The following is a 13,382-nucleotide window of genomic DNA, read 5'->3' on the forward strand; positions in this document are numbered from 1 at the left end:
ACCAGCAGATCATTTTGGAGGTATTGGGTGAGCGCTATCGGCAAATTTATTCCTAAATCAGGTGCGGAATGTCGGATGGATGGCAGCGCAAGACAGGGAGTTGTCATGGAGATACATGAAATACGGCCGGGCATGACCTGCCTGACCCGTGAAGGGACAGCCTATGTGCTGGAGGTGGACAGACAGAGTCTGCTGGTGCTCTTGCAACGGGAGGATGAGACCATCCCGGTACAGGTGCGCAGCGATGACATTCTGGGACCCATTGCCGGCGACTAGGGAAGGAACGTGACGGAGGGCGACCACAGAGGCCCTCCCTTTGTTGCAAGAACGCCCATCCCTTCGGGACGTGCCAGCCTCGTCAGAAGGGAACCAGAAAGAGCAGCTCGGCCAGGTCGGGCTGCCACTGCCACTCCCGCATCCTGACCCGCCCGCCAATCACGGGCACCCCCTCCTCCTGCAGCAGCCCCGCTTGCTTGTCAAAGCCTGCGGATCCTTTTGGCAGCGAAATGGTGCCTGCCGCCCCCAGCACCCGGTGCCAGGGCAGCACCTTGTCGGTCTCCCGCAAGACTTTTCCCACCAGTCGTGCCCGTCCGGGCAGGCCCGCGAGATCCGCCAGCTGGCCGTAGCTCACCACGCGGCCGGGGGGATCAGGGCGAGGATCGCCTCGATGCGGGCCGTCTTGTCCAGGGGGGGCGCGTTCGTTCTCATGATGATGGCTCGTCAAAAACAGCAGAAGCGCCATTGTGGCGCTTCTGTCATGGGGCTTGCAATCTGTCAGCCGAAGGTCTGGCTCAGTCCCCTGAGCTCGCGGGCCCGCCTGAGCAGCTCCTGGCTGGAGTCGTCCACCGCCTGGATCTTCTGGCTGTTGGCGCGGGAGTATTCGGAGATCTGGTGGATGTTGCGGCTGATCTCCTCCACCACCTGCTGCTGCTGCTGCTGCTCCGCGGCGGCGGCGATCTGGGTGGAGAATTCGGTCACCTGATCGATTTCCCCCAGCACCAGGTGCAGGTTGCCTGATCCCTGGCGGGTCATCTCGACACATTCTCGGGTCTGGGCCAGGTTGTCCTGCATCATGCCCTGCCAGCGCTCCAGGGTGTGCTGGATCTGGCTGATGCTGCCCTGGATCTGCTCGGTCGCCTTGTGGGTACGGGTCGACAGGGTGCGCACCTCGTCCGCCACCACCGCAAAGCCGCGCCCCTGCTCGCCGGCACGGGCGGCCTCGATGGCGGCGTTGAGGGCCAGCAGGTTGGTCTGCTCGGCGATGCCCTGGATTTCACCCATCACGCTGCCAATGCGCTCCGACTCGCTGGCGAGCTCCACCGCGGAGTGGAAGGCCTGCTCCGCCTGGCTGGCCAGCCTGGTCATCTGCTGCTGGGTCTGGTCCAGCTGTTCCACCGTGCTCTGGCAACTGCTGCGCGCCTCGGTCACCTGGCCGTTGGTGTCCTGGATGTTGCGGGCAATCTCGTGGGCGGTGCTGGCCATCTGGGTCATGGCGGCCGCCATCTGCTGGGTCTGGGCATCCTGCTCGTTGATGTCGAGGAAGGCGCGGTGTGAGGAGTCCTGCAGATCGGTTGCCAGGGCCTGAAGCGGATGGGTGGCATCGTCGACCCGCCCCAGCACGGTGCGGATCCGGGCTTGCAGCATCTTCAGGTGAAAATCGGCGATGGCACCCGGGGCATCCCCCGAATAGACCAGCCGGGTCAGGCTGTCATATTGCTGACCGAGCTGCCTGAGATAGCGGGGCAGGGCGATGAGCTCGCGCCAGTAGGCGCCCGCGATGGCGAGGGGGGGAAGCAGCATCAGCAGCGCGGTGAGGGGGCCCTGGGTGAGGGCGGCCCAGACCAGCAGCGCCAGCAGCGGCAGGCCGAGCATCAGCGGCCTGAAACGGCGCAACGAGGGGCGGGCCGGGGTGCCCCGTTGCTCGGCCGAAAGCAGGGTCCGATAGGCCTGGGCGGCAGCCTGCTTGAGCTGGGGGTCGGGCTTGCAGCGCACCGACTGGTAGCCGCTTATCTTGCCGTGCTCGTAGATGGGGGTGACGTAGGCGTCGACCCAGTAATAGCGGCCATCCTTGCAACGGTTTTTCACCACTCCCCGCCAGGGGTTGCCCTCCTTGAGGCGATCCCAGAGGTCGGCGAAGGCGGCCTTGGGCATGTCGGGGTGGCGAACCAGGTTGTGGTTGTGGCCGACCAGTTCATCGACCTGATAACCGGCGATGCGGCAGAAGGCGGGGTTGGCGTAGGTAATGACGCCGCGCAGATCCGTGGTGGAGACGAGTTGCACGTCGGCGGGAAATTCCACTTCACTGTCCACGACCTGGGCGTGTTTGCGGGCCATAAGGGTAAGCTCCGATCTGTTTGCTGATTGTTATTGTGGCGGAACCGCAGGGAGATGCATCCCCTGTCTGGTTTCATCGGGGGCCTTATTTTGCCAACAAAGGCAGATGAAAAGTAGGGGCTAGGTTGGGTTTTTGTTGTCGGTGGGTAAAAAAACGGCGACCAAAAGGTCGCCGAAAAGAAAAAGATAACACTACCTCTGTGGCACCCGGTAACGCACTTGCAACTGGTCGAGGATGTGCAGCTGGCCGGGCAGACGGGCGACGAAGTGCTCCCACACCTTGCGGGCGGGAGTGCTCCAGGCCACCTCTGCCGTGGCCAGCATGCGCGGGAACAACATGTAGTCGAGACGATCGCGAGAGGTGATCAGTTCCGACCACAAGGGGCTCAGCACCCCCAGGATGTTATCGTTGGCATGGAAATCGGCCGGGGCAGGATCGCATGCATGCACCTGCGCCAGGTTGAGGGTACCCGCCCAATAGAGTCCCGGCTCGTGGATGTCCTGACTCCAGGCGAGATCCAGATAGAGGTGCTGGGCAGGCGCCATCACCACGGGGTAACCGGATGTGGCGGCATCCAGGCCGGCCTGGAAGCTGGTCCAGGCGAAGACGGTGGCCTCCCGGCTCACCTTGTCACCGTGCAGTATCTCCTCCCACCCCAGCATCTGCTTGCCCTTGCTGGCCAGGTATTGCTGGCAGTGGCGCAGCAGGTGCCCCTGCAGCTCGCGGCAATCCTGATACCCCTGCTCGGCCATCAGCTGCTGGCAGGCGGGACTGTCGGTCCAGACGCCGGTGGGCACTTCGTCCCCCCCCATGTGAACCTGACTCCCTGGGAAGAGATCGCACACCTCGTCCATCACGGCGTCCAGGAATCGGTAGGTACCGGGCAGGGCCGGGTTCAGCACGTTGTCGTCGAAATATTGCACCGAGAGGAAGCGGGAGCGGTCTGCCTCTTCCACCAGCAGCTCGGGCAGCGCCTTGATGGCGGCGTGACAGTGCCCCGGGATGTCTATTTCCGGAATGATGGTGATGCCAAGCCCGGCGGCGTAGGCGACCAGCTCGCGCACCTCGCTCTGGGTGTAGTAGCCGCCGTAGGGATCGGGGCCGCCGCTCAGCTGGGGCCCCACCGCCAGGCCATGGCCGCGCCAGGCTCCCACGGCGGTCAGCTGGGGGAAGGCCTTGATCTCCAGGCGCCACCCCTCGTCATCGGTGAGGTGCCAGTGGAAGCGGTTGAACTTGTAGAGGCTCATCTGCTTGAGCAGGCGCTTGAGGGTGGCGATGGAGTGGAAGTGGCGGGCACAGTCGAGGAAGATGCCGCGAAAACCGAAGCGCGGTATATCCCGCACCGTCAGGCAGGGCAGGCTCTCTCCGTGTTGCAGCGCCCACTGGGCCAGGCTCACCAGTCCGTGTCGCCAGCCCGCCTCGCCGGCGGCCCGGATGACGATCTCCTCAGGGGTGATGGTGAGCTCATACCCCTCGGGGGGAAGTGTCGCCTCGACGAGGTGGATCTCCGCATCGTGATCCTGGGTCAGGGCCAGGCCTGTCAGCTCGTTGAAATGGGCGAGCAGGGAGGCGAGGGGAACGGGGCCGTCGACGTGGGCCCGCTCGGCCAGCCGGAAGTTGCCTTCTGTATAAATCAGGTGGGCGGGCTGGGGCACGAGGCCGTTGACGGCCTCCACCGGTGGCAGGTCGGGGCCCGGGGAGGGCGGGTTGGTCAGGCCAAGGTCTTCCCCCTCCAGCACCAGGGGTTGCAGCTGTCCCTTGCTCTCCAGGCTCAGGAAGAAACCCTTGGGCATATCGGAGTCATGCTTGAGCGGGGTGTTGCGACAGCAGAAGCGCAGCTCGCTCACCCCCTCGTGGGGCACCATGACCTTGTAACTGCCGCTCTGGCGCTCCAGAGCGCCTCCTTCGATCGAGTGGGGATCGATCTGGCGGGCGAGGCAGAAGTGGAGTTTCCAGGGGGCTGCTGGCAGTTGGCTCAGGGTGAAGCGAAACCAGACATCGTCACCGTCACGGTGATCGACCCGGGTGTGGATCAGGGGTGCGGACATGGGAATTCCTCTGATGGGGTGAAGGAAACGGGAACCTGTCCCGCAGGTGTTGTCGGCCCGGCCAGGCTCAGGGATGCAGACATGGCAGCGCCTCCGTCCTGGCAAACAGGATGGCCCCCTCCAGCGCATCGCGCTTGGGGGCGACCAGATGGAAGTGGCCCAGACGGGGGGCGAGGCGCGTGCCGATGCCGCCCAGCAGGGCGATCCGGTCTGCCCCGAGCTGGGTCATGCCCTCCAGCAGCATGCCGAGCTGGGCACAGGTCTCATCCAGCAGGGCGGTGGCGAGCTCGTCCCCGTTGCTCGCGGCATCGAACACCCAGGGGGCGAAACGGCCATAGTCGGCCGTGATGGCGCGCGCAGCCCAGCGCACCACCTCGGCCTGATCCCGCTTGAAGTGATCCATCAGGCGCACCGCCAGGGTGCTGGGGGGCAGGATGCCGTCGTGGCAGAGCAGGGATTGCTGGATGGCGCGCAGCCCGAGCCAGGCGCCGCTGCCGAGATCCGAGACGGGGAATCCGCGACCCGAGCAGGTGCGAAGGCGTCCCTCCCGGTAGATGAGCCCCGCCGAGCCGGTGCCCGCGATCAGGATGGCCCCCTCCTGGCCGTCGAAGGCGCCGAGGCAGGCACCAAAGGCATCGGAGGTGAGCTTCACCCGCGCAAACGGGAAGGGCATGGTCAGCATGGCGTGGTAGCAATCGGCGAGCTCGGCGGAGGCGAGTGCGAGCCCGACTCCCATCCGTTGTTCGCTCTCCCTGGGCAGACCCGCGTCGATGCGGGCCTGATCGATGGCAGCCAGCACATGGCCGTGGGCGAGGGCGATGCCCAGCTCCAGATTGGAGCCGGCGGCGCGCCCCTCGCCGAGCAGCTTGCCTGCGTTGTTGCGAATGCGGGCCCGGGTGTGGGTGCCGCAGCCATCCACCCCGACCCAGAACTCAATCATGGGGGCCTCCCTGCGCGCTTTGCCAGGTGATGGTCAGGGTAAACCTGGCTGGCGGTATGGAGGATCCAGGACTCTCCCCGGTGCCAGTGATGTGTGAACCGCTCTCAATCATGGTGGCCTCCTTGTGCGCTCTGCCAGGTGATGGCCAGGGCGAACCAGGCGGCGTGCGGGATCCATTGCTCCCCCCAGCGCCAGTTCTGATCCAGCCGATCCTTGTACGCCTCTGGAATAAAGGCCACGTCATTTTCGTCATCGAAGCCGGCGGTGATGCCGTTGCAGATCCCCCCCTGTGCATTGGGGTAGCCGGCGGTGTATTCCGGGTTGTTGATGCCCTGACCCGCCAGCATGCAGGCGTTGAAGGGGTTTCTCCCCAGGATCCAGTCGAGCTGCTGCTGGCCGAAGGTGCGCAGCAGTGCGCTCTGCCCGGGCAGGTGCTGTGCGGCAGCAAATGCCATGGTGGCGAGCGATGCCAGCCGGGCGTTCTCCCCCTGCCACCAGTAACCGGATTCGTTGTGGTGGGGCATGAAAAAGCTCACCCGGGGCGTCTCATCGACCCCTTTCACATACTGGCGGGCGAGGGCGAAGGGATTGCCTGCCCGGGCCGCGAGAGCCAGCTCGGCGGCCAGGGCCTGCTCGGCGACGGTCCGGGCCGCCCACTGGCGCGCCGGATCCGGCTCGATGGCGAGATACTCCAGCAGCGCCAGCACCGGCAGGCCGGCCTCGGCGGCGTGGTAGTAGGGGCGAGAGCCATCGTCGTTGGCGGCCCAATGGTGGCCGAGATCGGGATGGGCGCGCTGGCGGGCGCACAGCCGGCCGGCCCGATCCCGCGCCTCGGCGAGCCACTCGGCGCCCAGCGTTCTGGTGAGCTCGACCGCCGCCAGCAGGGCGCAATAGTCGTCGATGATGTTCTCGACCCCGTCATCCAGGTAGGCGAGGTTGTGCTCGCGCAGGTGCAGGTAGCCGCGTCTGGCCGCCTCGGCGTACTGGCTTGTGTCAAGGTCGCCGCCAATCGGTTCCCGGGCGGCGATGGCCATGCCGCCCCCCTGGCGAAAACCCGCCTGCCAGCGGGCGGACTTGATCCCCTGCTGGGTCGCATAGGCGCACAGCTCCCGCTGCTCGGGATCCTTGCTCCACTTGTCGAACAGGGTCATGTAGAAGAAGCCGCGCTCGTCCTGCATCCGGCAGAGAAAATCCGCCCCGTGCAGCCCCTCGTCATTGAGCCGTTTGCACAGGTTCATCCCGTCGATGTCGCGACGTGTCGCCAGTAGTTCCCGGCACTTGAGCAGGGACCAGACCACCATGGGGGTCTGCTGGGGATTGAGGTAGTTGGCGTAGGAGAGGTGACTCAGGTACTTGCTCATGTCGCCGCTGGCGTCGAACCAGCCGCCATGTACGTCCCGGCGCTGATCGGTGCCAAACAGGCGTGCCCTGCGGTCGGCCCGGTCGAAGGTACCGCTGGCGCGTTGTCCCTTGAAGTAGTGGATGACATTGGAGAGGCAGCGGCGCGCCAGCAGCCCCCGGCCGATGGCAAAGGGGGGGGAGCGCACCAGGCGCTCCTGCGCTCCCGTGGTCACGACGGCCTCCAGCCGGTAGTGGCCGGGATCGGTGAAGGCGGAGAAATCGGCCCGCCAGTAGTGGCGCCCCTGCCAGCCGGGGACGCATCCCGCCGCCACCAGCGGCGTCTCCAGCAAAAGGTGGTCGTCCTGCTGGCGCAGCAACCTGACGTGGCCGCGAATATCGAGGTCGGCGCCGCACTGCAGCAGGGCGCTCTTCTCCCCGTCACATTCGTAACCCACCTGGTTGATCAAAAGTTCCATCAAGGTCTTACTCCGAAGGCTCGCCGCTGGGGGGCGAGGCTCATTGCGGGGCCTTGCGGCCCCGACGCGAGGCATGGCCGGGCGACGGCGCCCGGCCGCGGGCCTGCTTACCCCTGTTCGTGGAGGTAGCAGCGCACGAAGTGGTTGTCGGCGAGCCGGGTCACCGGCGGCAGGCTCTCCTTGCAGCGGGGCATGGCCTGATGGCAGCGCCCGGCAAAGGGACAGCCACGGGATTCCGGGGTCCAGAGCGGGATTTCCCCCTTGCGACCTCCCTCCAGCTCGGCGTGGATGCTCTTCTCGGGGTCCGGCACCGCCGAGATGAGCAACTGGGTGTAGGGGTGCTGGGGGTGGTGCAGGATCTCGTCCACCTCTCCCCACTCCACCATGTGACCCACGTACATCACCGCCAGATCTTCCGCCACGTAGCGGGCGGTGGCGATGTCGTGGGTGATGTAGAGCATGGAGACGCCGAGCTCGTTCTTCATCTGCTCCATCAGGTTGAGGATGCCGATGCGAATGGAGACGTCGAGCATGGAGGTGGGTTCGTCCGCCAGCACCACTTCCGCCTCCACCGCCAGGTTGCGGGCGATGTTGACCCGCTGGCGCTGGCCGCCGGAGAGCTGGTGCGGGTACTTGGCCGCGGTGGCTTTGGCGGGGGTGAGCCCCACCTTTTCAAGGAGGCCATAGACCATGTCGGGCAGATCCCGCTTGTCGCTCACCTTGCTGTGCAGCAGCAGGGGGCGGGCGATGTGGTGGTAGATGGTGTGGGTCGGATTCAATGAACCGAACGGATCCTGCCACACCATCTGCACGCTCTGGCGATAGTCCAGCAGGGCGGTGCCCTTGTTGAACTCCTCGAGGTCGCGGCCACGGTAGAGGATGCGGCCGTTGGAGAGCTTGTACATCTTGGCGATGATCTTGGCGATGGTGCTCTTGCCGGAGCCGGATTCCCCCACCACTGCCAGGGCGCGGCCCCGGTGCAGGTTGAAGGTGATGTCGGACAGTGCCCGCATCTTGCCGCTCTTGATGGCATTGGAGTTGACGGCGAAGTCCTTGTAGAGGTGCTGGACCTCGATGATGGGCGCGTCGGTTTGGGCGATTTGCATGACAGACATCCTTAACAGCCAGCGGCCTTGTCCAGATGGATCGGAAGATCCGGTTGTTCCTCTGCTGCCTCATGAAGGTGACAGGCAGCCTGTTGGCCGGGCCGGATCTCGGCCAGCCGGGTGTATTCCTGGCGGCAGCGCTCGTGCACCTTGGCGCAGCGTGCCTGGAAGCGGCAGCCCACCGGCACCTCCAGCAGATTGAGTGGGCTGCCAGGGATCCCCTCCAGCACGGTCTTGGGCCCGTGCAGGGGGGGGAAGGAGTTGCCAAGGCCCCGGGTGTAGGGGTGCAGGGGCGCGGTCAGGATCGCCTTGGCCGGCGCCACCTCCACCAGTTCCCCCGCGTACATGATGCCGATGCGATCGCAGAACTCGACCATGAGTGAGAGGTCATGGGTGATGAAGAGGATGGAGAAGTTGAACTTCTCTTTCAGGGCATAGACCTTCTGCAAAATCTCCCGCTGTACCACCACATCGAGCGCCGTGGTGGGCTCGTCCATGATGAGCAGCTCGGGGTTGAGGGCCATGGCGATGGCGATCACCAGCCGCTGGCGCATGCCGCCGGAGAACTGGTGCGGGTAGTCCTTGAGCCGGCTCGGGTGAATGTCGACGATCTCCAGCAGCTCCTGGGCGCGCTTGATCGCTTCATAGCGGGTCATGCCGGGGTTGTGGGCCAAGAGCACGTCGCAGAACTGCTCCTCCATGCGCAGCACGGGGTTGAGCGCATTCATGGCGGACTGGAACACCACGCTCGCCTGGCGCCAGCGGTAGCTGCGCAGTCGCTCGTCGTCGAAGCCGAGGATGTTCTCCCCCTTGAACAGGATCTCGCCGCCGCTGATGTAGGCGGGCGGTTTGTGCAGCCGGGCCACCGAGAAGGCGACGGTGGACTTGCCGCAGCCGGACTCGCCGGCGAGGCCGAACACCTCACCCGGCATGATGTCAAAACTGACCGAATTGACGGCGCGCACGTCGCCGCTCTAGGTGATGTAGTCGACGCAGAGCTGGCGCACCGACAGCAGGGGTTGTTGCGGCTTCATGCTGTCTTCTCCTGAGCAGTGATGGGAGTGGCAAGCTGCTTCCAGCGACGCAGGCCCTTGTGGGAACGAAGCTGCGGGTTGGCAATTTCGTCGATGGCGAAGTTGAGCATGGCGAGGCCCGCCCCCAGGGTGGCGATGGCGAAGCAGGGGGCCAGGATCTCCCACCAGGCGCCCACCAGGATGGCGCTCGAGGTCTGGGCGTTGTAGAGCATGATGCCCCAGCTCACGACGGTGGGGTCGCCAAGGCCCAGGAACTCCAGGGTCGCCTCGGTGACGATGGCGTAGATGATGGACCCGATGAAGCTCACTCCGATGATGGAGATGAGGTTCGGCAGTATCTCCACCAGGATGATGCGCCAGGCCGGTTCACCCAACACCTCTGCGGCGATGACGAACTCCTTCTCCCGCAGGGCCAGGGTCTGGGCGCGGATGACCCGGGCGCCATAGGCCCAGGAGGTCAACCCTATGATGAGGGCGATCACCATGGGGGAGGCTTCTCCGATGAAGCTTGCCAGCACCAGCAACAGGGGGAGGTTCGGGATCACCAACACCACGTTCATCAGGAAGGTGAGGCACTCGTCCACCACGCCGCCGAAGTAGCCGGCGGTGATGCCCACCGTAATGGCCAGGGCGCACACCAGCAGGCCTGCCCCGAAGCCCACCATCAGGGAGATGCGGGCGCCGTTGGTGAACTGGGCCCAGAGATCGTGGCCCATGCGGTTGGAACCCATCACCAGCTCCACGCTGGGGGGCTGGTGGGGGCGGGCGACCCGCTTGGTGGGTTCGTTGCTGGCGAGCAGCGGGGCGAACAGGGCCATCAGCACGAAGGTGACCACGATGGCGAGGCCGAAGGCGGCCTTCTTGTTGCCCAGCAGGATTTTCAAGATAGTCGGCATACGCATCTTATTTGCCTCCTGTACGCAGACGGGGATCCAGGAAGACGTAGAGCACGTCCGCCAGGAAATTGAAGCTGAGCATGGTGATGGTCATGATGAGCAGTTGCCCCTGGATGAGGGGGTAGTCACGGGCCAGGATGCCCTGATAGAGGGTCAGTCCCAGGCCGGGGTAGTTGAAGATCACCTCGGTGATGAGGGATCCCCCGATGACGAAACCGAGTGCCATGGAGAGGGCGGTGACGCTGGGCAGCACGGCGTTGCGGGCGCCGTAGTTGAAGATCACCCGGTTGTTGGAGAGCCCCTTGGCCTTGGCCATGGTGATGTAGTCCTCGCCCAGGAGGTTGATCATGTTGTTGCGCATGGTGATGAGAAAGCCTCCTACCTGCACGGCGGCCAGGGTGCCCACCGGCATGATGGCGTGCAGCAGGATGCTCTTGATGTGCTCCCAGCCAAAATCGGCGGGGATCTCGGGGCTGTAGGCGTAGCCGATGGGCAGCCAGCCGAGGCTCACTCCGAACAGGAAGAGGGCGAGCAGAGAGACCACCACGGGGGGGATGGCCTGCATCACCAGGGTGAGCGGGGAGAGGATGCTGTCCATGCGTCCGCCCCGGTACCAGGCGGCGAAGATGCCGACGATGGAGCCGATGGAGAAGCTCAGAATGGTGGAGGTGCCCACCAGGAACAGGGTCCAGCCGATGGCGCGGCCGAGGACGTCGGCAACCGGTTGGGGGTAGTAGCGCACCGAGGTGCCGAGATCCCAGGTGAAGACGCTCTTCACATAGGTGAGAAACTGGGTGCCGATGGGGCCGTCCACGAAACCGAAGGTGGCTTTGAGGGCTTCCAGCGCGGCGGGTTCCATCATGGCGCCGGCCCGGGCAAACATGACGGAGACGGGGTCCCCCGGCATGGCTCTGGGTAGCAGGAAGTTGATGGTGGCGGCCACCAGGAAGGCGACCAGATAGAAGGAGAAGCGTCTAAGTATAAATCCCATGGTGATACCTTTTACTGCAAGCCTGCCCCGCGCCGGGCAAAGCTCCCCCAACCCCGGCAAAGACGGGGGATGGAAGACATGGCGGGGAAGAGGGCCCCCCGCAGGGGGCCGGGGTGATTAGCTGTTTGGCTTGAGTGACAGCACGTGCAGCAGACGCTCCGGGGTGTCCGGGTGAACCTGCGGCTTGGCGACCGGGTTGTCGGCACTGAACCAGCCGTTGAAGCGCTTGGTGCTGTATTCGTACCAGGTCGGGTTGTTGAACACCGGGATGATGGTCTGGTTGGCCCCGACACGCTCCTGGATGGCGAACATGATCTCCTTCTGCTTGGCCGCATCGGCGGTCTGGGTGAAGTCGTCGATCAGCTTGTCGAGCTCGGGATCCTTGTAGCGGGGCGCCGCGAAGCGGTTGCCGCGCTCACCCATGTTGCGGGAGTGGAAGGCGGTCTCGAAGTACTTGTGCGGGTTGGCACCGGCAAAGTAACCCGCAGGGCGACGTCGAAGTCACCGGTGATCAGGGACTCGGTCCAGACGGTGGCTTCCGGGGTGGCGGTCTTGGCGTTCAGGCCCAGGGCCTGCAGGCCTTCGACCCCGATCTGGACGGTGTTGACCCAGTCGGTCCAGCCGTTCGGTACCAGCACCTTGAACTCGATCTTCTTGCAGCTCGGGGTGTCGAGGAACTTGTCGCCGTCACAGTCCTTGTAGCCCGCCTGTTTCAGCAGGGCCTTGGCCCCTTCCAGGTCGAACTTGTTGCACTTGCCGTACTTCTTCTCGACGTCCGGGTTGTCCCAGGAGGCGAATGCCTTGCCAAGTCCTGACGGGTACTCGTTGACGGTGGGGTAGCCGTAGCCCGCAATGTCCACCATGGACTGGCGGTCCATGGCCATGGAGAAGGCGCGGCGGAAGTTGATGTCATTGAAGGCTTCGTGGTTGCCCGGGTTCTTGCTCTGGAAGTTGACGTTGAACGCCACTTTGCCGGAGGCGGGGAACCAGTACTTGTTGTTCTTGGGATCGTTGCCGACGTAGAGACGCTCGATGTCCGGCACGAAGGAGCCGAACCAGTCCACGTCACCCTTCATCACGGCGGCCAGTACCTGGTCGTTGGTGGCCATCTGCGGCATGCGCAGGCAGTCGATGGAGAGGCTGGCGTTGTCCCAGTAGTGCGGGTTGCGGCACTGGGTGTAGAGCTGGGCGGAGAAGTTGTCCACTTCGGTGAAGGGACCGGTCCCGACCGGCTTGTCGTTGGTGAAGGCCACCGGGTCTTTCACCGACTTCCACTGGTGCTCCGGTACGATGGGCACCAGCACCAGGTCGTTCACCACGTTGGTGTTGACCTCGGCCAGGTCGAATTTGACCTTGTGGTCACCCAGCTTCTCGACACCCTTGATCTGAGTCCAGATGGAGCGCTCGTCCAGCGCCTTGTTGGCCTTGACCAGGTTGAAGGAGAAGAGGATGTCGTCGGCGGTGAAGGCTTCACCATCGGACCACTTGACCCCTTCGCGCAGGTCGAAGGTGACGGATTTCAGATCATCGCTGAAGGCGTAGTGGGTAGCCAGACGATAGACGGGTTTGCCACCGTGCATATCGTTGAAGATCACCAGCGGCTCATAGATGAAGTGACGGGTGGTGTGGAGCAGACCCGCTTGCAGGAAGGGGTTGAAGTTCTTGACCCATGCGGTTTCCTGCTGGGCAACCAGGGTCAGCACCGTCTTGTTGTCGGCGGCCATGGCTGTGCCGGTGGCACCGGCAAGCAGAGTTCCCAGCATGACTGAGGTTGCGATTTTGGATACTTTGGCAAGCATATTTTTTCCTTTCTTATTGGTCTTCCATGGTTTTGGAATGGAGCACCGACATCGCATGCTTGGATACCGGCCCTCGCTGTTGGTCAGGTTTTGCACCCTTGTAGTTGTGTCGTCCAACGCCCTTAGAAAAGCAGAATTAACAGGAAAACAACAACTCTTCATTTCGTCGATATCGTAAAAATTGCACGGCGCACGTCATTATCGTCAAAATGTATTTTTAATCCTTTTAAATTATACAGTTGCATTAATTCTCACAAAGTAAAAAGTCACCTTGCCACTCCCTGTGACAACGATAATGTGAGCTGGATCGTGCTCGTTTTTTCCCCGTTGACACGGCTTATTTTTGGTTCATCGCGGCTTTCCGGGGAAGGCCGCCTTGATTTTCAGAAAAAAGTATTCTGAGTCCCTAAATCCAT

8 protein-coding genes and 3 pseudogenes are annotated in these 13,382 nt (G+C 63.9%); 1 reads left to right on the forward strand and 10 read right to left on the reverse strand.

Features of this window, described 5'->3' with window-relative positions:
• The first annotated feature begins 105 nt into the window (after positions 1-105).
• Positions 106-276, forward strand: coding sequence for a hypothetical protein (locus tag OKB81_RS15360; protein ID WP_164882955.1), 171 nt, complete (start codon positions 106-108; stop codon positions 274-276).
• Positions 277-358: 82 nt separating this feature from the next.
• Here the strand turns inward: OKB81_RS15360 and OKB81_RS15365 are convergent.
• The 10 genes and pseudogenes from OKB81_RS15365 to OKB81_RS15410 all read right to left on the reverse strand — a co-directional run bounded on the left by OKB81_RS15365 (position 359) and on the right by OKB81_RS15410 (position 12,966).
• A pseudogene (locus OKB81_RS15365) lies at positions 359-708 on the reverse strand (MGMT family protein).
• Positions 709-774: 66 nt separating this feature from the next.
• On the reverse strand, positions 775-2,334 hold the full coding sequence (locus OKB81_RS15370; protein WP_160838100.1) for a methyl-accepting chemotaxis protein: 1,560 nt from the start codon (positions 2,332-2,334) through the stop codon (positions 775-777).
• Positions 2,335-2,526: 192 nt separating this feature from the next.
• Positions 2,527-4,383 (reverse strand): beta-N-acetylhexosaminidase, encoded by a 1,857-nt coding sequence (locus OKB81_RS15375; protein ID WP_160838102.1) that lies wholly within the window; start codon positions 4,381-4,383, stop codon positions 2,527-2,529.
• A gap of 67 nt (positions 4,384-4,450) precedes the next feature.
• Positions 4,451-5,323, reverse strand: coding sequence for a BadF/BadG/BcrA/BcrD ATPase family protein (locus OKB81_RS15380; RefSeq protein ID WP_270664596.1), 873 nt, complete (start codon positions 5,321-5,323; stop codon positions 4,451-4,453).
• 104 nt (positions 5,324-5,427) lie between these two features.
• Positions 5,428-7,140: a glycoside hydrolase family 9 protein gene (locus OKB81_RS15385; protein ID WP_160838106.1), complete on the reverse strand. Its 1,713-nt coding sequence runs from the start codon at positions 7,138-7,140 to the stop codon at positions 5,428-5,430.
• A 107-nt stretch (positions 7,141-7,247) separates the two neighbouring features.
• The gene (locus tag OKB81_RS15390; RefSeq protein ID WP_039040529.1) at positions 7,248-8,246 is read right to left on the reverse strand and encodes an ABC transporter ATP-binding protein; all 999 of its coding nucleotides are present in this window, start codon (positions 8,244-8,246) and stop codon (positions 7,248-7,250) included.
• 11 nt (positions 8,247-8,257) lie between these two features.
• A pseudogene (locus tag OKB81_RS15395) lies at positions 8,258-9,280 on the reverse strand (ABC transporter ATP-binding protein).
• Positions 9,277-10,182 (reverse strand): ABC transporter permease, encoded by a 906-nt coding sequence (locus OKB81_RS15400; RefSeq protein WP_010673904.1) that lies wholly within the window; start codon positions 10,180-10,182, stop codon positions 9,277-9,279. The pseudogene OKB81_RS15395 and the gene OKB81_RS15400 overlap by 4 nt, the downstream one beginning before the upstream one ends.
• A 1-nt stretch (position 10,183) precedes the next feature.
• Positions 10,184-11,167: an ABC transporter permease gene (locus OKB81_RS15405; protein ID WP_270664593.1), complete on the reverse strand. Its 984-nt coding sequence runs from the start codon at positions 11,165-11,167 to the stop codon at positions 10,184-10,186.
• Between the two features lie 117 nt (positions 11,168-11,284).
• Positions 11,285-12,966 (reverse strand): annotated as a pseudogene (locus OKB81_RS15410) (ABC transporter substrate-binding protein).
• Positions 12,967-13,382 lie beyond the last annotated feature (416 nt).

Origin of the sequence: Aeromonas sp. QDB56, assembly GCF_027705505.1 — a bacterium.
Classification (GTDB): Bacteria; Pseudomonadota; Gammaproteobacteria; order Enterobacterales; family Aeromonadaceae; genus Aeromonas; species Aeromonas caviae.